Source organism: Nonomuraea fuscirosea (assembly GCF_035917475.1).
In the GTDB taxonomy this organism is placed as follows: Bacteria; Actinomycetota; Actinomycetes; order Streptosporangiales; family Streptosporangiaceae; genus Nonomuraea; species Nonomuraea fuscirosea.
Genome location: NZ_CP109074.1, coordinates 11,268,590 through 11,293,629 on the forward strand (window position 1 = coordinate 11,268,590; position 25,040 = coordinate 11,293,629).

A 25,040-nucleotide genomic window follows, 5' to 3' on the forward strand; every position below is an offset into this window, starting at 1 on the left:
AGTGGTCGTTGCCCGCCCCCAAGGCGCGTGAGAGTTTCGAACCCGCGAGGTCACGGACGGCGGCAGGCAGCTTCCGGCCGTGACCTTCGGGGGTTCATGTCCATCTCACGAAGGGGGATCCACCATGACCGAGAACTTCGCCGAGAACCCGCCGGCGGCGTCCGTGCGGCTGATCGACTTCGAGGAGGCGAGGGTCGTGCCGGGCATCGTGCCCAGGACGTTCATCCTGATCGTCAGCGGCACCAAGCCCTACCTCAACCTGAAGGTCTCGCTCTCGCCGCTGATCTACATCAAGCAGCCGGAGTACTGGGGGATCGAGGTCGTCGGGTCGCTGTCGGGCATCGGGCTGCCCGCCACGGCTCCCTACACGGTGTCGCTGCCGCTCGACGGCATCCTCGGCACCAAGGGGATCGAGGTCATCGGGGCGAACAACCGCAAGACGTTCGACGTCCCGTAGGAGTCTTCTCCTGCGAAGCGGGATGACGCGGGCCGGGGCCGCCGTGCGGCGCCGGCCCGTCCGTCGTGCGGCGGCTCCGTGCGCCCGTGGATCGGTGCGCCCGTGGATCGGAGGAACGGCAGGTAAGGCGATATTTCGGTATCTTGCGTAACTCGACAGAACCGAAATCGCGACAGAAGGGAACGGCGCGTGTCGGACGATGCCGGCCTTCAGGCCCTCCGGGAGGCGGCGCGCCTGTCTCCTGACAACCTCCCCCTGCGCCAGCACCTCGCCGGGCAGCTCCTGGCCAAGGGGTACCTCGCCGAGGCCGAGGCCGAGTTCCGCGCAGCACTCGTGCTCGCGCCCAAGCACCCCGACATCATCGCCGGCCTGGCCGAGGCGTTCGTCCGGCAGAGCGCGCACGGACCCGCGCTGGCCGCGCTCGAACCGCTGCTGGCCGAGCCCGGCTACCCGCCCAGGCTGGGCATCCTCGCGGCCAGGGCGCTCATGGGCGAGGGCGACATGGGCCGGGCCGCCTACCGGTACTTCGAGGCGATCAGCAGGGACGCCTCCCTGGCCGATCCCGACCTGGCCGGCCGCCTGACCCCGGGCGGCCCCGGCAGCCCGTGGCCGCCCCCTGCCGCCGCGCCGCCTCCCATGCCCGCCACCCCGTCCGGCTCCCCGCCGCCCATGTCCGCCACCCCGGCGAACGGTTCCACGGCCGAGGTCGAGCGTTCCGGTGTGACGTTCGCCGACGTCGCCGGCATGGAGACGGTGAAGGAGGCGCTGCGGATCAAGCTCCTGCTCCCGCTCCAGCAGCCCGAGCTCTACGCCGCGTACGGCAAGCGCGCCGGCGGCGGCGTCCTGCTGTACGGCCCGCCGGGAGCGGGGAAGACGCACCTGGCCAGAGCGGCCGCGGGCGAGCTGGGCGCGGCGTTCGTCAACGTCGGCCTGGCGGACATCCTCGACATGTACGTCGGCTCCAGCGAGCGCAACCTGCACGCCACCTTCGACCTGGCCCGCCGCAACCGCCCCTGCGTGCTGTTCTTCGACGAGGTGGACGCGCTGGCCGGCCGCCGCTCCGACATGCGTCACGCGCAGACCAGGCAGCTGGTCAACCAGTTCCTGGCCGAGCTGGACGGCGTCGACCAGAGCGCCAACGAGGGCGTCCTGGTGCTGGCGGCCACGAACGTCCCCTGGTACGTGGACGCCGCCTTCCGCCGCCCCGGCCGCCTCGACCAGCCGGTGTTCGTGCCGCCGCCGGACGCCGCCGCCCGCGCGGCCATCCTGCGCATCCTGTGCCGGGACAAGCCGCTGGCCGAGATGGACTTCGACGCGGTGGCGCGGGTCACCGAGCACTTCGTCGGCGCCGACCTCAAGGGCCTGGTGGACCGGGCGGTCGAGGCCAAGCTGCAGCAGTCGATCAGCGCGGGCCGCCCCATCCCGCTGTCCACCCAGGACCTGCTGGCCGCGGCCCAGACGCTGCGCCCGACGGCGGTACGCGAGTGGATGGCGACCGCCCGCAACTACGTGCTGCACGCCAACGACTCGGGCGCCTGGGACGAGCTGATGCCCTGGGTGAAGGGCAAGTGGTGACCGTGGTCAGCCCCGGCCCCGGCCTCGATCTCGGCCGCGCCGGGGAAGGCACGTGGTGACGGTCGCCGATCCGGTCGAGCGGGCGCGCACGCTGATCCGGCTCCGCCGCCCCGCCGACGCCGAGCATGAGCTGCGCGGCCTGCTCGCCCAGGAGCCCGAGCACGTCTCCGGGCACGCGCTGCTGGGCATCGCCCTGATCCAGCAGGGTCAGGCGGGCGAGGCCGTCGAGGCGGCCCAGGAGGCGGTACGGCTCGCGCCGGACCAGTGGTTCCCCCAGTACGCCGCCGCCCAGGTCTACTACCGCGCCCGGCTGCCGGAGCCGGCGATGACCGCCGCCCGCGAGGCCCTGCGCCTGGAACCCCAGCACGTCCCGAACTGGGAGGTGCTGGCCCGCGTGCACATGCTGCGCGGCGAGTGGGAGCTGATGGCCGGCGCGGCCCGGCAGGGGCTCGGCATCGATCCGCAGGACCGCGACCTGGTCAGCCTGTTCTCGCTGGCCTGCACCAACCTGGGCGACGGCGGGCAGGCGACGGCCGCCGCCGCGCACGCCGTACAGCTCGATCCCGAGGACGCCACCGCGCACTTCGTGCAGGGGCGGGCGGCGCTCAGGTTCGGGGAGCCCAGGCGGGCGGCGGAGTCGTTCCGTGAGGTGCTCCGCCTCGACCCCGGCTTCGGCGCCGCCAGGGACTACCTGGTGGCGGCGCTCAAGCAGCGCAACCCGCTCTACCGGGTGCTCTCGCGGTTGCGCGGCCGGTTCACCGGCGGCCGGCGGCTGATCTTCCTGCTGCCCGCCGTCCCGCCCGTCATCCTGGTCTTCATCCTCGTCGCGGTGCTGCACTGGGTGGCCTGGATCGCCGAGGCGTGGACCACGTTGCGGCTGGCCCGCGCCAAGGCGACCAGGCTGCTGTTCGAGGGCGCGGAGGCCCGGGTGGCGGTGGCGTGCTGGGGTCTGCTGGCGGCCGGCGGGCTCCTGCTCGGGCTGGGCATCGGGCTCGGCGCCGAGCCGCTCGGCACGGCGGGCGTGGCGGCGATGGCGCTGGTCACGCCGCTTCAGGAGGCCGCGCACACCGGCTCGCCGCGCGGGCGGACGATCCTGTACGGCTGGACCGGCCTGCTCGCCCTGGCCGCCGCCGTCTCCGTGATCGTCGCGCAGCCGGTGGTCGCCCTGCTCGCCGTGTACGCCGCCCTCGCCACGGTCTGGCTCGCCACCCTCGTCCGCGGCCGCCCGGCCGGCAGTCTCTGACCACGTGCGCGTCGCCGGCCGGCTTCCACTCGTCGATGCGCTCACGACCGTGAGCCGGCCGGTCCGCTACAGCAGCGTCCCGCCGCTCACCTCGAACCCGCGCAGCGCCTCGTCGATCCTGGCCAGCGTGTCCGGGTGCAGGGTCAGGTCGGCGGCGGCCAGGTTCTCCTCGATGTGCGCGGGGGTGCGGCTGCCCGGGATGGTCACCACGTGCTCGTCCTGGTGCAGCAGCCAGGCCAGGGCGAGCTGGGCCGGGGTGAGGCCGAGGTGCGTGGCCAGGGACCTGATCGGGGCGTAGCGGTCGTTGTTGCCCGCCAGGTTCTCGGCCGAGAAGCGGGGCGCGTTGTGCCGGAAGTCGCCCTCGCCGAGCGCCTGCACCGTACCGGTGAGGAAGCCGTTGCCGAGCGGGCTCCAGGCCACGATCCCGACGCCCAGTTCGCGGGCCGTGGCCAGCAGGTCGGCGTCCACGGGCCGCCACATCGACCACTCGTTCTGCACGGCCGTCACCGGGTGCACGGCGTGCGCCGCCCGCAGTTGCGCGGCGCTGACGTTGGACAGGCCGAGATACCTGACCAGCCCGTCACGGACCAGCTCCGCCATCGCGCCGGCGGTCTCCTCGATGGGGACGCCGGGGTCGGGGTAGTGGGCGTAGTAGAGGTCGATCACGTCGGTGTCCAGATTGCGCAGGCTGCGCTCGGCGTAGCCGCGCACCAGCCGCGGCTCGGCGTTCACTCGCAATTCGCCGAAGGCGTAGCCGACAGGATAGGACCGGCTCGGCTCGCCCTCAGGGATCGCCAGGCCGAACTTGGTCGCGACCACCACCTCGTCCCTGCGCCCCTTGATCGCCCGGCCGACCAGGCGTTCGTTGTGGCCGTCAGACCCGTAGGCGTCACTGGTGTCCACGTGGGTGCCGCCGGCGTCCAGCGCCGCCTTGAGCGCGGCCTCGGCGCGGGTGTCGTCGATCTCGCCGTACACCCCGGGAGAGAGCACCATCGCGCCGAAGCCGATGGCGGGGACTTCAAGATTTCCGAGTACGCGTGTCTTCATGCGCTAGATCCTGCGCCCGGGACAACTGCCGAGTCCAAGACCTTTTGCTATAACCGATGGCTATGGACGTGCATCTGCGGGAGTTGCGGTACTTCGTCGCGGTGGCCGACGACCTGAACGTGACGCGGGCCGCCGAGCGGCTGTTCGTCTCGCAGCCCGCGCTGTCCAAGCAGCTCAGGGTGCTGGAGCGGCAGCTCGGGTTCCGGCTGTTCGACCGGGTGCCGAGCGGAGTGGTGCTCACCAGGCAGGGCGCGGCGCTGCTGCCGGCGGCCCGCGACCTGCTGGAACGCTGGGGCGCCGGGGTGGAGCGGGCGCGGGCGGCGGCGCCCACCGGCACGCTGGTGATCGGGATGCAGACCGCCGTGGGCAGGGGGCTGCAGCAGGAGGCGCTGCGGCGCTTCCGTACGGCGATGCCGGGGTGGGAGGTGTCGCTGCGGCTGGTCGGATGGGACGACCCCAGCGGCGGGCTGGCCGACGGGTCCTCCGACGTGGCCTTCATCTGGCTGCCGGTGCCGGCGGGGCTGCGGACGTACGTGCTGGCCAGGGAGGAGCGCGGGGTGGCCATGCCGGCCGATCACCGGCTGGCCGGGCTGGCGGAGGTCCCGTTCGCGGAGCTGCGCGACGAGCCGTTCATCGCGCTGCCCCCGGCCGCCGGGCCGCTGCGGGACTTCTGGCTCGCGCTCGACGCGCGGGAGGACGAACCGGTGATCGGGGTGACCGCCAACACGCCCGAGGAGGTGTTCGAGGCCGTGACCAGCGGACTCGGCGTCGTCCTGGTGGCGAAGGGGAACGCGATGTTGTACGACCGGCCGGGAATGACCTACCGGCCCGTTACGGGGCTGCCTCCTGGGGAACTCGCCATTGCCTGGCGCGAAGGGGATGCCGGCCCGCAAGTACTGGCATTCGTTGACGCGCTACGACAAGTCACGACTAAGGTCTGACGCGATATCGGATCAAGCGGGAAGGGTGACCATGAGCGACTACGCGACCACCTTCGAACTGATCGACGCCGACAAGGACGGCCGCATCTCGGCGGTCGAGCTCGTCCGGCTGATGGAGGTGCTCGGCCAGCCCGTGACGCTGGAGGCGGCGCAGGCGGGTGTGCAGAAGCTCGACAAGGACGGTGACGGGCTGATCGACATCGACGAGTTCGGCGCCTTCCTCCAGAAGTGACAAAAAACAAGCACTTGCTTCACATTCTTCTGTTGCCTGGGTCACAATGGCGACAGGAGGGACGATGGCCATCAGGAGTGACGTCAGCGAAAGCCGCATCCCCGCGGAGATCGTCAGAACGCTCAGGTCGGGCATCGGCCGGGTCTGCGATGAGGTGATCGAGGAGATCAGGACCCGCATCCCCGAATACGCCCGGCCCTCGGACGAGATCTACGTCAAAGTCGTGCGAACGGCGGTCGAGCAGGCCATCGACGGCTTCCTCGACCGCCTCGAAGACCCCGGCGCACCCTGGGACCCCGAGCCGTTCCGCATGCTCGGCAAGGGGGAGGCGGCGGAAGGACGCAACCTGGAGCCGCTCCAGGCGGCGATGCGGCTCGGCGCCCGGGTCGGCTGGCGGCGGCTCACCGAGCTGGCCGGCCCGCTCGGGCTGTCGCCGCAGTGCCTGTACGGCCTCGGCGACGCCATCTTCGTCTACCTCGACCAGCTCGCCGACGCCGCCGCCGAGGGCTTCGAGTACGCCAGGGCGCACGAGGCGGGCGAGATGGAACGCCGCCGGAGCCGCCTGCTCGACCTGCTCCTCAGCCGGCCGCCCGCCGGTCAGGAGGCCATCGCCGACCTGGCCAAGGCCGCCGGCTGGCGGCTGCCGAGGACCGTCGCCTGCGTGGCGCTGGACGAGCAGCACGGCGCCCGCCGCCTGCCCCCGCTGCCGCCCGACGTGCTGACCGGCCACCAGCGGCCGGCGCCGTGCCTGCTGGTGCCCGACCCGGCCGGCCCCGGCCAGGCCCAGACGCTGGAGCACGCCCTGCGCGGCCACCACGCGGCCATCGGCCCCGCCGTCCCGCTGACCTCGGCCGCGACCTCGCTGCGGTGGGCGGGCGAGGCGCTGGAGCTGTCCCGGCGCGGCGTGCTGCCCAGGGGCTTGCTGCGGTGCGAGGACCACATGGCCACGCTGGTGGTGTTCAAGGACGAGGAGCTGGTCAGCGCGCTGGCCGAAGTCCGGCTCGCGCCCCTGGCCCACCTGCGGCCCACGCAGCAGGACCGGCTGGCGGAGACGCTGCTGGCCTGGCTGCGGCACGGCAGGGGTGCGGGCGAGGTGGCGGCCAAGCTGCACGTGCATCCGCAGACCGTGCGTTACCGGCTGCGCCAGCTGGAGGAGCTGTACGGCGACCAGCTCACCGACCCCGACATCAGGTTCGAGCTGGAGATCGCCCTGCGCGCCCGACAGGCGGTCCTGGCCCGCTGACCGGCCTCGGCCGGGCTGATCCACAGGCCCGCCGACCGCCCGCAGCGTTCCACCGCAAACTGGTCTATAACCTGGGCGGATGCCGAAACCGGTCATCCTGGACTGCGACCCCGGGCACGACGACGTCTTCGCGATCTGGCTGGCGGCCGGCGACCCGGAGATCGACCTGCGCGCCATCACCACCGTCGGTGGCAACGGCCTGCTCAGCCACACCACCTACAACGCCAGGGTGGTGACCGGGCTGGCCGGCATCAGGGGGGTGCCGATCGCGCCCGGCGCCGCCCGCCCGCTGGTCCGGGTGCTGACGCCGGCCGAGTCGATCCACGGGGCCAACGCGCTCGGCGGCCCCGAGCTGCCCGAGCCGGTCGTGGACGAAGATCCGCGCACGGCGGTCGAGCTGATCAGGGACGTCCTCGACGCGGCCGGCGAACCGGTGACGATCGTGGCCACCGGCCCGCTGACGAACATCGCCCTGTTCGTCCGGGCCCATCCCGAGCGGCTGCCCCTGGTCGGGGAGGTGGTCTGGATGGGCGGGTCGACCGGGCGCGGCAACATCACCCCGTACGCGGAGTTCAACTCCTGGACCGACCCCGAGGCGGTCGCCGTCGTGCTCGGCTCGGGGCTGCCATTCACCATGATCGGCCTGAACGTCACCCACCAGGTCCTCGTCACACCCGAGGTGGTCGCCAGGATCGGCGCGGCCGGCACCAGGACGGCCGCCTTCGGCGTCGAACTGCTCACCTTCTTCAACTCCACGTACGAGCGCGACCAGGGCATGCCGGCCGGCCCGCTGCACGACCCTGTCGCGATGGCCCTGGTGGCCCGCCCGGAGCTGCTGACCATGGTCGAGACCAGGATCGACGTCGAACTGCACGGCACCGAGACGGCCGGCGCGACCAGCGTCGACCTGCTCGGCAAGCTCGGCCGCGAGCCCAACGCGCGGGTGGCCACCGGCGTGGACGTCGAGGGGTTCTGGCAACTGCTCGAAGCGTCCGTCCGCACGCTGTCATGACCGGCCCCGCCGGGGGTAGCGGGAGTGGATGCGACTGACGTACACCTCCGACGTCTGGTGGAAAAATGCCGTCGTCTACTGCCTGGACGTGGAGACGTTCAAGGACGGCAACGACGACGGCGTGGGCGACTTCCGGGGCCTGACGCAGCAGATCGACTATCTCGCCGGGCTCGGCGTGACCTGCCTGTGGCTGATGCCGTTCTTCCCCACCCCCAACAAGGACGACGGCTACGACATCACCGACTTCTACAGCGTCGATCCACGGCTCGGCACGCTGGGCGACTTCGTGGAGTTCATGCGCACCGCCCACGACCGCGGCCTGCGGGTCATCGCCGACCTCGTGGTCAATCACACCTCCGACAAGCATCCCTGGTTCAAGGAGGCCCGGTCGAGCAAGGACTCGCCGCTCCGCGACTGGTACGTCTGGTCCGACACCCCCGAACCGGACAACCCCGACCAGGTCGTCTTCCCCGACAAGGAGGACAGCATCTGGGAGTACGACAAGGGCTCGGGCCAGTACTACCTGCACAGCTTCTACCGGCACCAGCCGGACCTGAACGTGGCCAACCCCGCGGTCAGGGACGAGATCGCGCGGGTTCTGGGCTTCTGGATGGAGCTGGGGCTGTCGGGCTTCCGGGTGGACGCGGTGCCGTTCCTGATCGAGAACGTCGATCCGAAGCTGGCCGAGCCGCATGAGTTCCTGGCGGACCTGCGGGCGTTCATGACCCGGCGGATGGGCGGGTCGATCCTGCTCGGCGAGGTGAACGTGGCCTACAAGGACCTCGTCGCCTACTTCGGCGACGGGCTCGGCGACCAGATCACGATGTGCTTCGACTTCATCGGGATGCAGAAGGCCTGGCTGTCGCTGGCCCGCTGCGACGCGGGGGCGCTGTCGGAGGCCCTGCGCGAGCGGCCGAAGCCGCCCAAGGACTCCCAGTGGGCCGTGTTCCTGCGCAACCACGACGAGCTGACGCTGGACAAGCTGACCGAGGACGAGCGGCAGGAGATCTTCCAGGCGTTCGGGCCGAGCGAGGACATGCAGATCTTCGGGCGCGGGCTGCGCCGCCGCCTGCCGACCATGCTCGGGGGCGACCTGCGCCGGATCAAGATGGCCTACAGCCTGCTGTTCTCGCTGCCCGGCACGCCCGTGATCTTCTACGGTGAGGAGATCGGGCTGGGGGAGAACCTGAAGGCGGAGGGCCGGATGGCGGTCCGCGTCCCCATGCAGTGGTCGCGCGACGGCGGGTTCAGCCGGGTGAAGCCGGCCCGGGCCGTGCCCGAGGGCGCGTTCGGCCCCGAGCGGGTGAACGTGGCCGACCAGAAACGAGACACCGACTCGCTGCTGCGCTGGTTCCAGTTGCTGATCGAGCGCTACCGCGAGTGCCCCGAGCTGGCGTGGGGCGAGTCCACGGTGCTGGACACGGGCGAGCCGGCCGTCTTCGCGCACCGCTGCGACGCCGACGGGGCCACGGTGGTGGTCGCGCACAACCTCAGCGACACGGCGCGGGAGGCGGAGCTGCGGCTGGACGGCCTCGGCGGCTACCGGCTCACCGATCTACTGGTGGACGGGACCACCGAGGTGCCGGACGGAGGCGTGGTGCGGATCACGATGGAACCGCACGGCTGCCGCTGGCTGCGCGCCTCGCATCCGGACGTCGCCCCCGAGGACGCCTCGGTGAAGGCACGGTGAAGGCACGGTGAGGGCACCGTGAGTCCCGGCCACGGCGAGCTTCGGTCGCGATGAGCCCCCGTCAGGGCGAGCTTGATCAGCATCTTTCGTAATCAATGAGTAATTTGTCGAGATTACTCTCCAGCAGCATGCAGACCAAGAAGCTCGCCCTCACCGGAGCCGCCGCGCTGTGCGCGCTGGCCCTGGTGGCGCCCCCCGCGCAGGCCGGCCCACCGGCCAAGACGGTCACGGTCACGGTCATGGGCACGTCCGACCTCCACGCGAACGCGCTCAACTGGGACTACTTCAAGGACGGCGCCTACACCGACAGCCAGGGCAACGCCGTCGGCCTGGCCAAGGTGTCCTCGCTGGTCAACCGGATCAGGGCCGAGCGCGGAGCGGATCGTACGCTGCTGTTCGACTCGGGTGACACCATTCAGGGCACCCCGCTGGCGTACTACTACGCCAAGGTCGAGCCGATCACCGAGACCGGCAGGACCCACCCGATGGCCAAGGCGATGAACGCCATCGGCTACGACGCCGTGACGCTGGGCAACCACGAGTTCAACTACGGGCTGCCGCTGCTGGCCACCTGGATCAAGCAGATGAAGGCCCCCGTGCTCGGCGCGAACGCCGTCCGCGACAGGTCGGGGCTGCCGGCGTACCAGCCGTTCGTGATCAAGACGATGAAGGTCAAGGGCGACAAGCCGATCAAGGTGGGCGTGCTCGGCCTGACCAACCCGGGTGTGGCCATCTGGGACAAGGCCAACGTCGAGGGCAGGCTGCGCTTCACCGACCTGGTCGACACGGCCAGGAAGTGGGTGCCGGTCATCCGCGGCCTCGGCGCGGACGTGGTCGTCGTGACCGCGCACGCGGGCGACAGTGGCCTGTCCTCCTACGGCGGCGACCTGCCGGTGGAGAACGCCTCAGCGATGGTGGCCGAGCAGGTGCCGGGCATCGACGCGGTACTGTTCGGGCACGCGCACAACGAGGTCGCGCAGAGGTTCGTGACCAACAAGGCGACCGGCGAGCAGGTGCTGCTGACCGAGCCGAGCAAGTGGGGCCAGCGCCTGTCGGTGCTCGACTTCCAGCTCGCCAAGCAGCGCGGAAAGTGGACGGTCACCGGCAAGTCCGCCACCACGCTCAACACGAACACGGTCGCGGAGGACCCGAAGATCGTCCGGCTGCTCAAGCCGCAGCACGACACCACGATCGGCTACGTCAACAAGGTCGTCGCCCAGTCGGCGCAGGAGCTGCCGGCCACGGAGTCGCCGTACAAGGACACGCCGATCCTCGACTACATCCAGCACGTCCAGGTCGAGACGGTCAAGAAGGCGCTGCCGGACAACACGCTGCCGGTGCTCTCGATCGCCGCGCCGTTCAGCCGCAGCGCCGTCTTCCCGGCCGGCGACATCCGGGTCAGGGACGTGGCCGGCCTGTACGTCTACGACAACACGCTGCTGGCGGTGAAGCTGACCGGCGCGCAGATCAAGGACTACCTGGAGTACTCCGCCAAGTACTTCAACCAGCTCGCCCCCGGCGCCCCCGTGGACCCGGCCACGCTGACGAACGCGAACAACACCCCCGACTACAACTACGACCAGTTCTCCGGGGTGTCGTACGACATCGACGTGGCCAAGCCGGCCGGGCAGCGCATCGCCGACCTGAGCTACGAGGGCGCGCCACTCCCGGCCGACAAGGAGTTCGTCGTCGCGATCAACAACTACCGCCAGTCGGGCGGCGGCGGCTTCCCGCACGTGACCACGGCCCCGGTCCTCTACAACGCCCAGGTGGAGATCAGGCAGGCGCTGATCGAGTACGCCACCGCGCAGGGCACCATCGACCCGGCGGACTTCGCCGCGTCCAACTGGAAGCTGACCAGGGACGGCCAGCCGCTCTTCTAGAGGTAGGAGGGTCCGCTCACGCGGTGCCGGAACGTCCACCACACCCACGCCTGGGCGGCCACCAGGAACGGGAGCAGGCTGAGGACGACCGGCACCAGCAGCGGCCCCGCCGAGCCGGGCTCCAGCGGTAGCCGGAGCCCGGCCAGCACCCCCACCACCACGAGCGCCGCCGACGTCAGCGCGTACGTGCGCCACTCCCCGGCCCCGCCCGACAGCACGGCGGCCCGCTCGCGCAGCGTTCCGCGCAACCGCAGCGCCGCGAACGTCAGCCCGTGCGTGCCGAACAGCGCGGCCGGCACCAGCGCGGGCAGCGCCGCCGCCGGCCCCCGGATGCCGAGCAGCACGTGGGCCAGCAGCGTGCCCCAGCTCAGCGCCAGCCCCCAGCTCCCGGCCACGATCGCGCCGTCCCAGAACGCCTGCCAGCGCGCCCCCGGCACCCGCCCGCGCAGCCACAGCCCCATGTCGCGCACCACCCACGCCACCAGCAGCGTCACCACGACCGGGTAGTTGCCGTGCAGCAGCTCACCCTCCAGCCGGGGGAACAGCCCGGCCAGCACTCCGGCCGCGGCCACCAGCCACACCTCGTTGCCCAGGAAGAACGGCGCGATGGCGGCGATCACCTCGCGCCGCTCGGCGGGCGAGCGGCCGAGGTACGGCAGCGCCATGCCCACCCCGATGTCGGCGCCGGCCAGCACCAGGTAACCGAGGACGAAGAAGGCCAGGATCAGGATCTCCATGATCGGCTCCGGTTCTAGAACGAAGGGACGGGGACGGGGGCGTCGGCCGGCCGGTCGCCCAGCGCCACCGCGCCGGGCCCGCGCCGGGCCTGCCTGGCCAGCAGCCAGGTGTTGACCGAGATGAGCACGGCGAACGTCGCGCAGAACGCGATCAGGGAGAAGAGCATCTGGCCGGGCGTCACCGGTGACATGGCCTCCGAGGTGCGCAGCAGCCCGTACACGGCCCACGGCTGGCGGCCCATCTCCCTGAAGATCCAGCCGCTCAGCATGGTCACGAACGGGACCGGGATCATCAGGACGAGCAGCCAGTGCCAGAGCCGGAACACGCGCACCACCGGCCGGAACAGCATGAGCAGGAAGCTCAGCCCGGCCACGGCCAGCATGACCGCGAACAACGTCAGCATCGTGATGCCGCCCGCCTGCACCCACCCCACGGGCGGCAGATAGTCACCCGGCCCGAACCGGGCCACCATCTCGGCCTGTGCCTCCGCCAGCCGGCCGGCGTCGTTCGTCCAGGCGGCGGTCTTGGCGGGCTGCAGGGTCTGGAACGAGATCCCGCCGAACGCCGCGTTCATGAAGACGGCGGGCAGCGCCAGGCCGATCCCGATCCGCAGCGACTTGCGGAAGACGTCCTGCTCGGACGTGCGCCGGCACAGGTGGTAAGCGCTCACCCCGGCCACGAAGAACGCCCCGGTGATCAGCCCGCCCACCAGCACGTGCCAGAACCCGAGCTGCGCCGCCGGGTTGGCCACCATGGCGCCGAAGTCCGTCAGCCTGAGCCGGTCGCCCTCCAGCACGTGGCCGACCGGGTTCTGCAGGAAGCCGTTGGCGGTCATGATGAAGAACGCCGACGCGTACGCCGTCAGCGTCACCACCCAGATCACCGCCAGGTGTGCCCACCGGTTCAGCCGGTTCCAGCCGAAGATCCACAGGCCCAGGAACGTGGACTCGACGAAGAACGCCGCCAGCGTCTCGATCGCCAGCGCCGAGCCGAACACGTCGCCGGCGTAGTTCGTCAGCCCGCTCCACGACAGCCCGAGCTGGAACTCCATCACGAGCCCGGTGACGATGCCCATCGCGTAGTTGATCAGGTAGAGCTGGCCCCAGAACCGCGTCATCCGCAGGTGCACCGGGTTGCCGCCGAACGTGGCCCTGGTCTGGATGACCGCCACGATCGTCGCCAGGCCGAGCGTCAGCGCCACGAACAGGAAGTGCGCGCCCGCCGTGAGGGCGAACTGCAGGCGGGCGAGGTCCAGGGTGTCCATGCTCCGAGCCTCCGGGCAGGACACCGCGCGCCGCGTCATGCCCGGGCGGGCACCCGGCGTACATCCCGGGTGTCATGGGCCGGCCCGGCGTACCACTCAGGAGGTAAGCGGGGCCGGGGGTGATCACGCTCCGGGGGTCAGCCAGCCCGGGGTGATCATGCCGGCCTCGTACGCGATGACCACGAGCTGCGCCCGGTCACGCACGGACAGCTTGGTCATGATCCGGCTGACGTGCGTCTTCGCCGTGGCCGGGCTGAGCACCAGCTTGGCCGCGATCTCGTCGTTGGACAGGCCCGCCGCCACCAGCGTCATGACCTCGCGCTCCCGCTCGGTGAGCGCGTTGAGCCGCGGTCCCGGCTCGGGGCGCTTGACCCGGCCGGCGAACTCGGCGATCAGCCGGCGCGTGATCGACGGGGCGATCAGCGCGTCGCCCCTGGCCACGACCCTGACCGCGTGGATCAGCTCGGCCGGCTCGGTGTCCTTGACCAGGAATCCGGCCGCGCCCGCGCGCAGCGCCCCGTACACGTAGTCGTCCAGGTCGAACGTGGTCAGGATGATCACCCGGACGCCGTCGAGCGCCGGGTCCCCGGCGATGCGGCGGGTGGCCTCCAGGCCGTCCAGCTCGGGCATCCGGATGTCCATGAGGACCACGTCGGGCCGGTGCTCGCGGGCCCCGGCGACGGCCTGCGCGCCGTTGGCGGCCTCGGCCACCACCTCGATGTCCTCCTCGTCGCTGAGGATGGACCGGAAGCCGGCACGTACCAGGGTCTGGTCGTCGGCGAGCAGTACGCGGATCATCGAGCCCCGTTCGTCGGCAGGTTCAGCGGCAGGTTCAGCGGCAGGTTCGTGGGCGGGTTCAGCGGCAGGCGGGCGGCGACGCGCCAGCCGCCCTCGGGTCGCGGGCCCGCGACCAGGGTGCCGCCGAGCGCGGCGGCGCGCTCGCGCATTCCCTGCACGCCGAAGCCGCTGCCCTCGTCGTATTCGGCGCCGGGGCCCTCGTCGTCGACCTCGATCTCGACGTGCCCGGACGCGTTGGTGAGCCGGAGCGTGGCCCGGTCGGTGCCGGAGTGGCGCGAGACGTTCGTCAGCGCCTCCCTGACGATGCGGGCGGCGGCCAGGTCCACCTCGGTGGGCAGCGCGTCGAGCGGCCCGGACAGCTCGGTGCGCACGTCCAGGCCGGAGTCCCGCACCAGCGCCTCGACCCGGGCCAGGCTGTCGGGGGGAGTGGTCGGCGCGTCCTCGTCCACCTGGCGCAGCACGCCCAGTGTGGTCCGCAGCTCGCGCAGCGTCTCCTTGCTGGTGTCCTTGATCGTCCGCAGCGCCGTCTCGGCCTCTTCCGGCCGCTTCTTGAGCCCGTGCAGCGCCGCGGCGGCCTGCACGTTGATCATGGAGATGTTGTGGCCCAGGACGTCGTGCAGCTCCCTGGCGATCCGCAGCCGCTCCTCGCCGGCCCGCCGCCTGGCCTCCTCCTCCTTGCTGCGTACGGCGTCCAGCGCGTGCTGCCTGGCCTCCTCCAGGTACGCGCGGCGGTTGCGGGTGACGCCGCCGAACGCGATGGCGGCCACCACCCACCCGGCGATCATCAGGAACAGGCTGTCGTCCACGTGCCGGACGCCGCCGCTCTCGCCGATCCCCATGGCCAGCAGCGAGGCGCCGCCGGTGGCGATGGCCGCGGTCAGGTGCCCCAGGTCGGCGGCGGAGTAGAGGCAGACGAACAGCAGCACGAGGATCGGCCCGTCGACCGTGGCCCACGGGTAGTAGGCGACCACCGACGCCGCCGCGACGATCAGCGCCGCGACGGGGAAGCGTTCCCGCACCAGCAGCCCGCAGGCGGCGGTCAGCGGCAGGACGAGGTCGAGCGCGTTCAGCGGGTTGACGCGCGGGAAGAAGGCGTAGGACGCCAGGGTGCCGATCAGCGCGACGGCGATCGTCACGGACGTCACGATCGTGCTGGTCGACGGCCTGCTCATGACTCCTATTGTCTACATATCCGCATATGACGGGGTAATTGGCGGCGCGCATCCTGGGTAGAGCCGGTGCATGAGCACCAAGGACGAACTCCGGCAGGTCGAAGAGGATCTGGCCCGGCTGCGCGCCGAGAATCAGGAAGTCCGCGACCAGATCCGCGACATCGGCGCCACCGACCAGGTGGAGATCTCGGCGGTGATCAGCCAGGCGGACGAGCAGGTCGAGCTGATCGCCGGGCTCGAACGCCGCCGCGACGCCCTGATCCAGCGCCTGGAGGAAGAGGGCGCCCGGTAGGGGCGCCCCGCGTGGTTCGGCGTTGCCGGAGTTCCGCGTTCAGCGTTGCCGGGGTTGTGCCTTTCAGCGTTGCCGAAGGTTCGCGCCGACCTCGTGCAGATGGCTCAACGCCTGCCCGTACGACGTGAGCAGCCGGGTCTGGAGATAGTCGACGCCGATCTCGGCGCAGTAGCGCTCCACGATCGGCTGGGCCCGGCGCAGGTTCGGCGCCGGCATGTGCGGGAACAGATGGTGCTCGATCTGGTAGTTGAGCTGGCCGAGCGCCACGTCGGTGAACAGGTTGCCGCGCACGTTGCGCGAGGTCAGCACCTGCTTGCGGAGGAAGTCGAGCTTGTCCTCCTTGGTCAGCACCGGCATGCCCTTGTGGTTGGGGGCGAACGTGCAGCCGAGGTAGAGCCCGAAGAGTCCCTGGTGCACTAGCAGGAAGAGCAGCGCCTTGCCGAACGGCAGGATCGTGAAGATCAGGCCGAAGTAGAGGACGAAGTGGGTGACCAGGAGCGTCAGCTCCAGGCGGCGGCGCTTGGCGGCCGGGTTGAGCAGCGCCTTGAAGCTGGCGATGTGCAGGTGCCAGGCTTCGAGCGTGAGCAGCGGGAAGAACCAGAAAGCTTGATATTTCGCGATAAATCGCGGCAAGCCATTGCTGTTCGCCGCCTGCTCCTGGGACCAGACGATCACGGCGGGGGAGACGTCGGGATCGTGGTCCTCGTGGTTGGGATTGGCGTGGTGGCGGTTGTGCTTGGTGTTCCACCAGCCCCAGCCGAGCCCCACGCCGAAGTTCCCGATGATCAGGCCGGCGATGTCGCTCGGCCGCCTGGTCCTGAAGACCTGCCGGTGCCCCAGGTCATGGGCGAGAAAGCCGAGTTGCGTGAACACCACGGCCATCAGGACCGCGACGAGAAGTTGCAGCCAGGAGTCGCCCACCCAGGCGAACAACGCCCAGCAGCCGAGGTAGACGAGGGCCGCGATGGTCATGCGTACGGCGTAGTAGACGGGACGCCGGTCGAGCAGACCGGCCTCCGTGATGCGATGGGCTAGTCGGGCGAAGTCACTGCCTCGAGTGTCGATCGTGCCTGGACTGGCCACTGCTCTCCTTACCTCGCGGTGCAAGTTGCCCTAACCATGGCGTATCAGCCGCCAAACTGGAAGAACATCGAGTGACCGCGTGACCTACCCCACCGATCGGGCCGAGAACGTCAGTGCTCGACCGCCGCCGACGCGAGCGCGCTCAGCGCGTATTTCTCGGGCTCAGGCAGCGCCGGTCCCTTCCGTAGCGCCGCCTGCGATTCGTCGGGGTTCAGTGCCTGTTCGCACCGGCGGGTCAGGCGGCGTACGTACGGGTCGGCGGACTCGCCGATGCCGCGCAGCGCCCGCGCGGCGCCCAGCAGCCGGGCCGCCGGCCGTGGTTCCAGGTGCTCGGCCACGCCCTCCAGCACGGTGGCCCGCGCCGTCCGGTCGGAGCAGCCGGCCATCAGCTCCAGCGCCCGCCGCAGCGGCCCGGCCGGCGCACGGCTCACCCTGGCCAGCTCGACGTGCATGAACGCCCGGCACTGCGTGGACACCTCCGCCTCCATCGCCAGCGCCGCCTCCAGCAGCCGTGCCGCCTCATCGAGGTCACCGGTGCGCCGGGCCAGCTCGCCCCTGGCGTGCATGACCCGGGCCATGAAGCCCTGGTCCTCCGAGCGCACGGCGGCCGTCCAGGCCCGCGCCAGCGTCTCCGCCGCGCCCTCGTGGTCGCCCGCCCTGGCCTTGAGCTGCCCGAGCCGCAGCAGGAACGTCATCGGCCCCAGCGGCGTCTCCAGCCCCGACAGCTCGGCCGCCGCCCGCTCGGGTTCCTCGCCGAGCGCGACGGCCGCCGCGAAGTCGCCCCGGTTCTCCGCCACCAGCGACAGCCAGTAGAGAGCCGCCCACTGCCCCCACCGGTCGCCGGTGGCCCTGAACCCGGCCAGCGCCGGCTCCAGCAGGTCCTCCGCACCGGCCACCGTCCCGTACTCGAACCGGACGATGCCGCCGACCAGCAGCGCCGCCGACCGGGTCCACGGGTCGGGATGCCCGCGCAGCTCGGTCACGCCCCGCTCGGTCAGCTCCACCACGTCCTCGGGCGGCTCCATCACGGTGGCCAGCGCCCACGCGTTCAGCGCGGCCGGATGGTCGGACGCGCGCACCGCCTCGTTCAGCCCGCCGCCCGTCGCCGCCAGGCACAGCCCGTACGCCAGCTCCCGTCCCTGCGGCGGCGTGCCGCCCGCCCTGGCCAGCACCTCGGCGCTCCGCTCGGTGATCTCGCGGCGCCGGCCGCGCATGATCCAGGGCCAGAAGCGCGGCAGGACGGCCCGCAGCGGGTCGTCGGTGTGGCGCAGCGCCGCGTCCAGATTGCCCTGCTCCGCGTCCAGCACGGCCAGCCAGGTGAGCTGCGCTTCGGTCCGCAGGTGCGGCTCCGCCGTCTCGGCCAGCTCGGTGTAGTAACGGGCGTGGGCCCGGCGCAGGCCGGGGAGGTCGGCGGCGGCGTACTGCCTGATCGTCTCCAGCATCGTGTAGCGGTCGCCGGTGAACGCGATGAGCGACTTGTCCACCAGCGAGGAGAGCAGGTCGAGGTCGCCGCCGCAGATCTTCGCGACGGCCTCGTACGTGGCGCCGCCGGAGAAGACCGTCAGGCCGCGCAGCAGCTCGCGTTCGCGCTCCGAGAGCAGGTTCCAGCTCCAGTCGATGACCGCGCGCAGCGTGCGGTGACGCGGCTCCGACGTGCGCCCGCCACGGAAGGCCAGCCGGTCGCCGAGCTGCTCCACCAGCACCGGGACCGGCATCGTGCGCAGGCGGGCGGCGGCCAGTTCGATGGCCAGCGGGATGCCGTCCAGCTCGCCGCAGATCCGCGCCGCGTCCGCGTCGTCCAGCCGCAGCCCCGGCCGGGCGGCGGCGGCCCGGTCCCTGAGCAGCTCCCGGGCCGGCCCCTCGGGCAGCGGAAGGACCTGGTGCAGGCGCTCGCCGGGGATGTCCAGCGGCTCCCTGCTGGTGGCCAGGATCCGCAGCCCCGCCACCTCGGACAGCAGCCACCGCGCCACCCGCGCGGCCTCGTCGATCAGGTGCTCGCAGTTGTCCAGCACGATCAGGGGCGTGCGGCCGCGCAGCGTCGTGACCAGGTCGGTGGTCCTGAACACAGCCTCCAACGCGGCCCGCACCCCGGTGACAGCGGCCAACTCGACCAACCACACACCACCAGCAACGCCCAGCCCCGCACCCGCCTCCGGTTCCGCGCCCGCCCTCGGTCCCGCGCCTGCACCCAGTTCCGCGCCCGTTTCCAGCGACGCGGCCACCTCCACGGCCAGGCGTGTCTTTCCGGCGCCGCCGGGGCCCACCAGCGTGACCAGTCTGGCCGTGCCGAGTTGCCGGGTGACCTGGGCGATGTCCTCCGAGCGGCCGACGAAGCTCGTGAGCCGTGCGGGCAGGTTGCCGCCGGCGGCCGGCTCGTCGTCGCGCAGTGCCGCCAGGTGCGCCTCCCGCAGCTCGGGCCCGGGATCGACGCCCAGCTCCGTCGCCAGAGCCGTCCTGATCCGCTCGAACACGGTCAGGGCTCCGGCCCGCCTCCCGCCGGCGGTCAGGGCGCGCATGAGCAGGGCGTGGAACGGCTCCCGCAGCGGATGTGCCATCACCAGCCCCTCCAGCTCGGCCACCAGCCCCTCCAGCTCGGCCACCAGCCCATCCAGCTCGGCCACCAGCCCATCCAGGCCGGTCACCGGCTCGGCCGTGCCCTGATCACCGACGGCGTCGAGGCCGGCGTCCGGAGAACCGTTCTGGCCGGTCTTCCGGGGGGCAGCGAGACCGGCGTCCGGGGAGCCGTTTCGGCCGGTGCTCTGCAGGGCGGTGAGGTCGGTGGCGATGCGGGTGGCCAGGGTCGTCAGCCGCAGCTCCTCCAGCCGCGCCGCCGCCCCCGCCGCGAACGGCAGCTCCACCGCGTCGGCCAGCGCCGGGCCCCGCCACAGCGCCAGCGCCCGTGCCGCCTCGCCGTCGCGGGCCAGCCGTTCGAACACCCACGCGTCCACCTCGCCGGGCGGCACGTCGAGCAGGTAACCGGCCGGATGGGAGGAGATCAGCCCGGGAGCCTCCCTGCGCGCCCTGGACACCAGCGACTGCAGCGCCGCCGTCGGATGCGCGGGCGCGTCGTCCGGCCACAGGTCGTCGATCAGGCGATCGGCGGTCACCACGCGGCCGGGGTCGAGCGCCAGCCGTACCAGCAGGGCGCGTACCCGGGCGCCGCCGATCTCGCCGCCCGCCACCCGCAGGGGCCCCAGGATCCCGACCCGCATCCGCCCTCCACGACCGCACGCCCACTCCACCCTAACCGCCACCCCACAAACCCACCCCCGGCCGCTCCCGACCATCTCCGGCCGCCCAGGGCCGCCCAGGGCCGCCCACAGCCACCCCCGTCCACTCCGATCACCCAGAACATCCGGGCCACCCAGGGCCGCCCCGGGCCACCCCGTCCGCTCCGATCACCCCCAACCATCCGGCCGCCTCCGGCCGCTTCCGACCCCGGGGCCGCCCGACCGCCCTTGACGGCCGGTGGGCACTCGGCGCCGCCAGGTGGGCGGCGGGCGGGCGATGTCTTCAGGGCGCGTGCGGAGTGCGGAGACCCGTCCGGCGCCCGCTGGAGGCCGACGCCTACCTGCCTCTGGCGGGCTCCCCGACCGGGGGGTGATGAGTGATCCGGTCTGCGCCGATGGCGACGCCGACGATGGTGCAGGGTTGGGTGCTGTGGTTGCGCCAGGCGTGCCGGGTGCCGTTCTGGACCACTACGTCGCCCGCCCGCAGCACCGTCCGCTCGCCGTCGTCGAGTTCCAGGGTGGCCTCGCCCGAGACGATGAGGACGTAGTCCAGGCTGTCGGTGGTGTGCATGCCGGGGGCGCCGGGTTCCGTGCGGGCCATGGCGCCGGGCATCCGGCGCTCCAGTTCGTCCAGGGCGGCGGCGGTGTCGAGGCCGGCGGGCGGGACGATGTCGCCCGGCGGGAACGTGTTGATCATGAAGCGGGACCCGTCAGGCGGCGGGTAGTACGCCTCAGCGGGCCGTGGCGCGCCGTCGTCGGGGAAGACGGGTCGTTCGTCGCGGCCCCACAGCCGGTAGGCCGCGCAGCCGGGCATGAGTTCGGTGGTGATGGGCTCGACCTCGCGATCGTCGACGACGCGGGCCCGGCCTGCCGCGTCGTGCCCGGTGACCACGCGGCGGATCTTCGCAGACTTCATCTTCAATACTCCGGCGTATGGATACGGTTGCGTATTAATACGGCACCGTATGCTCCCTTCGGTGGAATCGTCAATACGTCGGCGTATCCTGTTGCGCGTGGTGAAGGACACCCGGCTGTCGGCCCGTGACTGGGCGCTGGCCGCACTCAAGGCGATCGCGGCCGGCGGGCTGGCCGCGGTGGCGGTCGAGCCGCTGGCCCGGACGCTCGGCGTGACCAAGGGCAGCTTCTACGCCCACTACCGCAACCGGAACGAGCTGATCACGGCGGCCCTGGAGGAGTGGGCGCGCGGCCACGGGGAGGCGGGGCTCGCCGCGTTCGCCGAGATCGCCGATCCGGCGCAGCGGCTGCGCGAGTTGCTCACCGTCGTGGTGCAGTCGGTGCAGCCGCTGGCGCCCTCGGTGCACCTGAGCCTGCTCGGTGATCGCAACGACCCCCGCGTCAAGGACGCCGTCCGGCACGTGAACCAGGCCCGGCTGGACCTGCTGGCCCGTACCTACCGGGAGCTCGGCCTGCCGCCCGGCCGGGCGGCGTCGCGGGCGCGGGTCGCCTACGCGGCCATCCTCGGGCTGTCCCACCTCGCCCAGACCGACCCCGACGCTCACGACGCCGCCGCGCTCGCCGACGAGGCGAGCGCGATCTTCCTGCCGTGAGCGGGCCGCCGCAGTCGCGTCAGCCCCGACCCTCGTCACGCCGGCGGGCGCGGCGTGTGCCAGCCCCAGCGGCGTACGGTCAGAGCCCGAGCCGCTCCCGCAGCAGCTCGACCGGTAGATGCGGCACCGTGGCCTCGTGGAACACGGGCAGCCCCACGACCAGCTCCCCGTCCACCACCCGCAGCCCGTCGGGCGCGGAGTACCCCCTGGCCTGGCGTGGTTCGATGGCGTAGTAACCGCCGGTGCCGTAGTCGATCCGCACGCTCTCCAGCGACGGCCGCGCGCTGGCCAGGCACGCCCCCATCGGCAGGCCCAGCTCCGTCGGCGAGGTGAGCGCGTGGGCGTGACCGGCCACGACCAGCGCCGGCTCCAGGTGCGCCGTCAGCACCCGCTCGGCCATCAGGGCGTCCCGCTGCGACCAGTCGCCGGTGAACATGCCCCCGTCGAACAGCGTGATCGACAGCCCGGGGATGGCCTTGAGCATCGCGAGGTGCCCGGCGGTGACGCGCCCGTCGCCGAGCCACCACAGCGGGTGGTCCAGCCCCGTACCCTCGCTCAGATAGACGTCGAGCTGGTGCTTGAGGTCTCCGGGCCATTCGAGGGCCAGGTGGGTCAGCCCGAGCGCGCGCATGAGCGCGCGGATGATCAGCGGGTTCTCCCTGACGCCGTGCACCTCGCCGAGCAGCAGCAGCCCCGACTCCTCGATCGAGCGCCTGGCGCGGTCGAGCGCGCCCTGCTCGGCCCGCAGTTCGTAGTCGTCCGTACGGAATTCGGCGACGGCCTTGAGCAGACCGTCCAGCGTGTCGACGCCTGGCATGCCTCCACATTCTTCGCCAGGCCCGCTCCGCGCAACAGCCGACCTAGTACTCCAGTGACACTTCGCGATCTTGAGGAGTGCGAGGTCACATAGCGACGGCCACCGCGAGATCATTCGGAGTTTGTGAAGACAACCAAAGATCATGCGGTGGCCGCGAGCCACAGCGTAGACCCTGACGGCTGGATGGTCACCTTCAACGAGCTGATGGCCCGGATCGCCGGCCGGTTCGGCCGCGTGGAGCCACGTCGCGCCGTGACCGCGTACGTGCGTGGGCTGCTGGCTGACCTCGACCGCAAGAACTGCTGGAACCTGGCCGAACACGCCGGGCTGGGTGGCCCGCAGGTGCTGCAGCGGCTGCTGCGCACCGCCCGCTGGGACGCCGACAAGGTGCGCGATGACGTCCGGGATTTCGTCGTCGACCGGCTCGGCCCCGGCGGCGTGCTGATCGCGGATGAGACCGGGTTCCTCAAGAAGGGCGCCGGTTCGGCCGGGGTGCAGCGGCAATACAGCGGCACCGCGGGCCGGATCGAGAACTGCCAGATCGGCGTGTTCCTGGCCTACGCCACCCCGGCCGGGCGGGCACTGCTGGACCGGCGGCTCTACCTGCCCGAGCACACCTGGATGGCCGATCCTGATCGGTGCCGCGCGGCCGGCGTCCCGGACGAGATCGCCTTCGCCACCAAGCCCGCCCTGGCCACCGCGATGATGCTGGCCGCCCTGGAGGCCGGCGTGCCCGCACACTGGTTGACCGGCGATGAGGTCTACGGCCAAGACCCGCGCCTGCGCGCCGCCTTGGAGGAACGCCGGATGGGATACGTACTGGCGATCGCGGGCAACCGGCGCATCGAACTCGAGGGCGTCCAGGTGAGCGCGGCCGAGGTCGCCGCCAGGGTGGCCGATCGGCACTGGCACCGCTACCGCGCCGGTCAAGGAGCCAAGGGCCCGCGCTGGTATGCCTGGGCGTGGGCCCGTATCGATGAAGGCGAGGCCCAGGGGTATCGGTGGCTGCTGATCAGGCGCAACCTGACCACCGGTGAGCTGGCGTTCTACCGCTGCTACGCCCCTGCCCGGCAGCCGCTGATGGCCTTGGTCAAGATCGCTGGGATTCGGTGGGCGGTTGAGGAGTCTTTCCAAGCCGCCAAGGGTCAGGTCGGGCTGGATCACTATCAGGTGCGCGGCTGGACGGCCTGGCATCGGCACGTCACCCTGGCCATGCTCGCCCTGGCCCTACTCGCGGCCATCGCCGCCGTCCAGCCGTCCGACACCACAGAGGACCGCATCCCGCTGACACTGCCCGAGATCCGCCGGCTACTGGCCACCCTGCTGCTGACCCGGCACCGATCAACCACCGATGTTCTGCGCTGGTCAGACTGGCGCCGCCGGCACCAAGCCATCGCCCGACGCTGCCACTACCAGCGCAGATCCAAACCATGATCGCGAAGTGTCACTGGAGTACTAGGAGAACACCTTGGCCTTGAGCGCGGGGACGTGCTGCACCACCCGCAGGAACGTCTTGAACCCGGCCCGCGCCGCCCGGTTGTCCCCGATGAACTGCTCGGCCGAGCGCAGCGAGTCGCGTACGGCGGCGAAGCCGTACTCCCGCATCTCCGCCTCGTAGCGGGCGATGGCCGCGACGGGGTCGCCTCCGATGGTCAGGCCGGCGGTCAGAGCGGCGCAGAGCAGGCGCGCGTCGCGCAGCGCGGTGTTGGCGCCGATGCCGCGCATCGGCGTCATGCTGTGGATGGCGTCGCCGAGCAGGGTGATCGTGCCGGCCGGCCAGGGCTCGATCGGGATCGAGGTACGGATCGGCAGCAGCGTGACCGTGTCCGGGTGGGACAGGTCGACCAACCTGCGCAGGTCGGGGTGCCAGGACGCGATCATGCCCGCCACGGTGGCCTTGAGCTGCTCGCCCGTCATCCCGGAGAGGTTCGAGGGGAACCGTCCTGACGTCGCGCCGAACGCCCACAGGATATAGCTGCCGGCGTTGTCCATCAGCGCGCCCTCCTGCTCGGTCCCGCCGATCCCATCCTCGCGCGCGAGGCCCGCGCCCAGGTCGTGCGGGGCGGTGAAGAACCCCATCCCCTGGGGCGGGATCACGTTGTTGGGGCCCTCGACCAGCCGGGGCGTGAGCAGCTTCCTGGTCTCCGCCGTCAGCGGGAACTTGCCCGCCACGGTGGTGATCCCGGTGTCCACCCGCTCTGCGTGCGGCAGGTACTGCCTGCGCACCCGGGAGTTGCCGCCGTCCGCGGCCACCACGATGTCGGCCGTCGCGTCGGTGCCGTCCGCGAAGAACAGCCGCACCCGCCCGTCGGGCAGCCGTTCATAGCGCTCGTACGTCTTCCCGAATCGTACGACGTCGTCCAGGCCGGACAGCAGCACCTGCCTGAGCGTGATGCGGCTGACGGAGTGGTGGTCGTCGGCCGGGTCGGCGGCGGCCGGCGTCTCCAGCAGCGCCAGCGTGCGCAGCCGCTCGGTGAGGAAGCCGAAGTCCTGCCCGCCTCGTCCGGTGGTGTCCAGGAAGGCCTGCCACAGCGGTGCGGGCAGGCAGTCGTGCAGGGCGCGGGCGCCGTGCGGGTCGATGTGCACGCGGTAGCCCTGGAGCCGGTCGGACGGGGTCCGGTCGCGCTCGTAGACGGTCACGTCGAGCCCTGCCTTGCGCAGCCCCTGGGCCAGGCAGAGCCCGCCGACCCCGCCGCCGATGATCGCGATGTGCTTCGTCTGCGTCGTCATGCCTCCGACTATCAACCAATCGGAT

General features: G+C 71.7%; 22 protein-coding genes. 12 read left to right on the forward strand and 10 right to left on the reverse strand.

Annotated features, from left to right (window positions below):
• The first annotated feature begins 124 nt into the window (after nucleotides 1-124).
• The 3 genes from OIE67_RS52030 to OIE67_RS52040 all read left to right on the forward strand — a co-directional run bounded on the left by OIE67_RS52030 (nucleotide 125) and on the right by OIE67_RS52040 (nucleotide 3,275).
• Complete coding sequence (locus OIE67_RS52030; RefSeq protein ID WP_326634604.1) at nucleotides 125-457, forward strand: hypothetical protein; 333 nt, start codon at nucleotides 125-127, stop codon at nucleotides 455-457.
• A 189-nt stretch (nucleotides 458-646) separates the two neighbouring features.
• Entirely contained in the window at nucleotides 647-2,032 is a 1,386-nt protein-coding gene (locus OIE67_RS52035) for an ATP-binding protein (protein ID WP_326634605.1), read from the forward strand.
• Between the two features lie 52 nt (nucleotides 2,033-2,084).
• A complete protein-coding gene (locus OIE67_RS52040) occupies nucleotides 2,085-3,275 on the forward strand; it encodes a tetratricopeptide repeat protein (protein ID WP_326634606.1) in 1,191 nt (396 codons plus the stop codon).
• A 66-nt stretch (nucleotides 3,276-3,341) separates the two neighbouring features.
• On the opposite strand, the gene OIE67_RS52045 is transcribed toward OIE67_RS52040, so the two are convergent.
• Nucleotides 3,342-4,322, reverse strand: a complete 981-nt coding sequence (locus OIE67_RS52045) for an aldo/keto reductase (RefSeq protein WP_326634607.1) — start codon at nucleotides 4,320-4,322, stop codon at nucleotides 3,342-3,344.
• Between the two features lie 56 nt (nucleotides 4,323-4,378).
• Here OIE67_RS52045 and OIE67_RS52050 point away from each other — a divergent pair, with 56 nt between their 5' ends.
• The 6 genes from OIE67_RS52050 to OIE67_RS52075 all read left to right on the forward strand — a co-directional run bounded on the left by OIE67_RS52050 (nucleotide 4,379) and on the right by OIE67_RS52075 (nucleotide 11,323).
• Nucleotides 4,379-5,263 (forward strand): LysR family transcriptional regulator, encoded by an 885-nt coding sequence (locus OIE67_RS52050; RefSeq protein ID WP_326634608.1) that lies wholly within the window; start codon nucleotides 4,379-4,381, stop codon nucleotides 5,261-5,263.
• A 31-nt stretch (nucleotides 5,264-5,294) separates the two neighbouring features.
• Nucleotides 5,295-5,495 carry an EF-hand domain-containing protein gene (locus tag OIE67_RS52055; protein WP_106250689.1) on the forward strand — a complete coding sequence of 67 codons (201 nt, stop codon included), beginning with the start codon at nucleotides 5,295-5,297 and terminating at the stop codon, nucleotides 5,493-5,495.
• A 64-nt stretch (nucleotides 5,496-5,559) separates the two neighbouring features.
• The gene (locus OIE67_RS52060) at nucleotides 5,560-6,738 is read left to right on the forward strand and encodes a PucR family transcriptional regulator (protein ID WP_245956551.1); all 1,179 of its coding nucleotides are present in this window, start codon (nucleotides 5,560-5,562) and stop codon (nucleotides 6,736-6,738) included.
• 79 nt (nucleotides 6,739-6,817) lie between these two features.
• Nucleotides 6,818-7,750 (forward strand): nucleoside hydrolase, encoded by a 933-nt coding sequence (locus tag OIE67_RS52065; protein ID WP_326634609.1) that lies wholly within the window; start codon nucleotides 6,818-6,820, stop codon nucleotides 7,748-7,750.
• A gap of 28 nt (nucleotides 7,751-7,778) precedes the next feature.
• Nucleotides 7,779-9,440, forward strand: a complete 1,662-nt coding sequence (locus OIE67_RS52070) for an alpha-amylase family protein (protein WP_326634610.1) — start codon at nucleotides 7,779-7,781, stop codon at nucleotides 9,438-9,440.
• 128 nt (nucleotides 9,441-9,568) lie between these two features.
• Nucleotides 9,569-11,323, forward strand: coding sequence for a bifunctional metallophosphatase/5'-nucleotidase (locus OIE67_RS52075; protein ID WP_326634611.1), 1,755 nt, complete (start codon nucleotides 9,569-9,571; stop codon nucleotides 11,321-11,323).
• Here the strand turns inward: OIE67_RS52075 and OIE67_RS52080 are convergent.
• From OIE67_RS52080 to OIE67_RS52095, 4 genes are all read right to left on the reverse strand, one after another.
• Complete coding sequence (locus tag OIE67_RS52080) at nucleotides 11,320-12,060, reverse strand: cytochrome d ubiquinol oxidase subunit II (protein ID WP_326634612.1); 741 nt, start codon at nucleotides 12,058-12,060, stop codon at nucleotides 11,320-11,322. The two genes, OIE67_RS52075 and OIE67_RS52080, sit on opposite strands and share 4 nt — an antisense overlap.
• A gap of 14 nt (nucleotides 12,061-12,074) precedes the next feature.
• Nucleotides 12,075-13,325: a cytochrome ubiquinol oxidase subunit I gene (locus OIE67_RS52085; RefSeq protein ID WP_326634613.1), complete on the reverse strand. Its 1,251-nt coding sequence runs from the start codon at nucleotides 13,323-13,325 to the stop codon at nucleotides 12,075-12,077.
• Nucleotides 13,326-13,448: 123 nt separating this feature from the next.
• Nucleotides 13,449-14,123 (reverse strand): response regulator, encoded by a 675-nt coding sequence (locus OIE67_RS52090; RefSeq protein ID WP_106250700.1) that lies wholly within the window; start codon nucleotides 14,121-14,123, stop codon nucleotides 13,449-13,451.
• Nucleotides 14,120-15,295, reverse strand: a complete 1,176-nt coding sequence (locus tag OIE67_RS52095) for a sensor histidine kinase (RefSeq protein ID WP_326634614.1) — start codon at nucleotides 15,293-15,295, stop codon at nucleotides 14,120-14,122. Before OIE67_RS52095 ends, OIE67_RS52090 begins: the two co-directional genes overlap by 4 nt.
• A 70-nt stretch (nucleotides 15,296-15,365) precedes the next feature.
• On the opposite strand from OIE67_RS52095, the gene OIE67_RS52100 reads away from it, so the two are divergent.
• Nucleotides 15,366-15,587, forward strand: coding sequence for a hypothetical protein (locus tag OIE67_RS52100; protein WP_326634615.1), 222 nt, complete (start codon nucleotides 15,366-15,368; stop codon nucleotides 15,585-15,587).
• Between the two features lie 63 nt (nucleotides 15,588-15,650).
• Here OIE67_RS52100 and OIE67_RS52105 read toward each other — a convergent pair whose 3' ends face one another.
• The 3 genes from OIE67_RS52105 to OIE67_RS52115 form a co-directional block, all read right to left on the reverse strand.
• Entirely contained in the window at nucleotides 15,651-16,670 is a 1,020-nt protein-coding gene (locus OIE67_RS52105; protein ID WP_407674814.1) for a fatty acid desaturase family protein, read from the reverse strand.
• A 110-nt stretch (nucleotides 16,671-16,780) separates the two neighbouring features.
• Entirely contained in the window at nucleotides 16,781-19,882 is a 3,102-nt protein-coding gene (locus OIE67_RS52110) for an AfsR/SARP family transcriptional regulator (RefSeq protein WP_326634616.1), read from the reverse strand.
• A 355-nt stretch (nucleotides 19,883-20,237) separates the two neighbouring features.
• Nucleotides 20,238-20,816 (reverse strand): cupin domain-containing protein, encoded by a 579-nt coding sequence (locus OIE67_RS52115; RefSeq protein ID WP_326634617.1) that lies wholly within the window; start codon nucleotides 20,814-20,816, stop codon nucleotides 20,238-20,240.
• Between the two features lie 97 nt (nucleotides 20,817-20,913).
• Here OIE67_RS52115 and OIE67_RS52120 point away from each other — a divergent pair, with 97 nt between their 5' ends.
• Nucleotides 20,914-21,468, forward strand: coding sequence for a TetR/AcrR family transcriptional regulator (locus OIE67_RS52120; RefSeq protein ID WP_326634618.1), 555 nt, complete (start codon nucleotides 20,914-20,916; stop codon nucleotides 21,466-21,468).
• 79 nt (nucleotides 21,469-21,547) lie between these two features.
• Here the strand turns inward: OIE67_RS52120 and OIE67_RS52125 are convergent, their stop codons facing one another.
• Nucleotides 21,548-22,285, reverse strand: a complete 738-nt coding sequence (locus OIE67_RS52125; protein WP_326634619.1) for a hypothetical protein — start codon at nucleotides 22,283-22,285, stop codon at nucleotides 21,548-21,550.
• Nucleotides 22,286-22,489: 204 nt separating this feature from the next.
• Between OIE67_RS52125 and OIE67_RS52130 the strand changes: the two genes are divergently transcribed.
• Entirely contained in the window at nucleotides 22,490-23,719 is a 1,230-nt protein-coding gene (locus tag OIE67_RS52130; protein WP_326645176.1) for an IS701 family transposase, read from the forward strand.
• Between the two features lie 21 nt (nucleotides 23,720-23,740).
• Here the strand turns inward: OIE67_RS52130 and OIE67_RS52135 are convergent, their stop codons facing one another.
• Entirely contained in the window at nucleotides 23,741-25,015 is a 1,275-nt protein-coding gene (locus tag OIE67_RS52135; protein WP_326634620.1) for an FAD-dependent oxidoreductase, read from the reverse strand.
• Nucleotides 25,016-25,040 lie beyond the last annotated feature (25 nt).

Coding starts and splice junctions, on each gene's coding strand:
- OIE67_RS52115 (WP_326634617.1), bottom strand. CDS start 20,816: ATGAAGTCTGCGAAGATCCGCCGCGTGGTCACCGGGCACGACGCGGCA.
- OIE67_RS52110 (WP_326634616.1), bottom strand. CDS start 19,882: ATGCGGGTCGGGATCCTGGGGCCCCTGCGGGTGGCGGGCGGCGAGATC.
- OIE67_RS52075 (WP_326634611.1), top strand. CDS start 9,569: ATGCAGACCAAGAAGCTCGCCCTCACCGGAGCCGCCGCGCTGTGCGCG.
- OIE67_RS52135 (WP_326634620.1), bottom strand. CDS start 25,015: ATGACGACGCAGACGAAGCACATCGCGATCATCGGCGGCGGGGTCGGC.
- OIE67_RS52095 (WP_326634614.1), bottom strand. CDS start 15,295: ATGAGCAGGCCGTCGACCAGCACGATCGTGACGTCCGTGACGATCGCC.
- OIE67_RS52060 (WP_245956551.1), top strand. CDS start 5,560: ATGGCCATCAGGAGTGACGTCAGCGAAAGCCGCATCCCCGCGGAGATC.
- OIE67_RS52045 (WP_326634607.1), bottom strand. CDS start 4,322: ATGAAGACACGCGTACTCGGAAATCTTGAAGTCCCCGCCATCGGCTTC.
- OIE67_RS52070 (WP_326634610.1), top strand. CDS start 7,779: ATGCGACTGACGTACACCTCCGACGTCTGGTGGAAAAATGCCGTCGTC.
- OIE67_RS52125 (WP_326634619.1), bottom strand. CDS start 22,285: ATGCCAGGCGTCGACACGCTGGACGGTCTGCTCAAGGCCGTCGCCGAA.
- OIE67_RS52090 (WP_106250700.1), bottom strand. CDS start 14,123: ATGATCCGCGTACTGCTCGCCGACGACCAGACCCTGGTACGTGCCGGC.
- OIE67_RS52130 (WP_326645176.1), top strand. CDS start 22,490: ATGGCCCGGATCGCCGGCCGGTTCGGCCGCGTGGAGCCACGTCGCGCC.
- OIE67_RS52030 (WP_326634604.1), top strand. CDS start 125: ATGACCGAGAACTTCGCCGAGAACCCGCCGGCGGCGTCCGTGCGGCTG.
- OIE67_RS52080 (WP_326634612.1), bottom strand. CDS start 12,060: ATGGAGATCCTGATCCTGGCCTTCTTCGTCCTCGGTTACCTGGTGCTG.
- OIE67_RS52050 (WP_326634608.1), top strand. CDS start 4,379: ATGGCTATGGACGTGCATCTGCGGGAGTTGCGGTACTTCGTCGCGGTG.
- OIE67_RS52085 (WP_326634613.1), bottom strand. CDS start 13,325: ATGGACACCCTGGACCTCGCCCGCCTGCAGTTCGCCCTCACGGCGGGC.
- OIE67_RS52055 (WP_106250689.1), top strand. CDS start 5,295: ATGAGCGACTACGCGACCACCTTCGAACTGATCGACGCCGACAAGGAC.
- OIE67_RS52065 (WP_326634609.1), top strand. CDS start 6,818: ATGCCGAAACCGGTCATCCTGGACTGCGACCCCGGGCACGACGACGTC.
- OIE67_RS52100 (WP_326634615.1), top strand. CDS start 15,366: ATGAGCACCAAGGACGAACTCCGGCAGGTCGAAGAGGATCTGGCCCGG.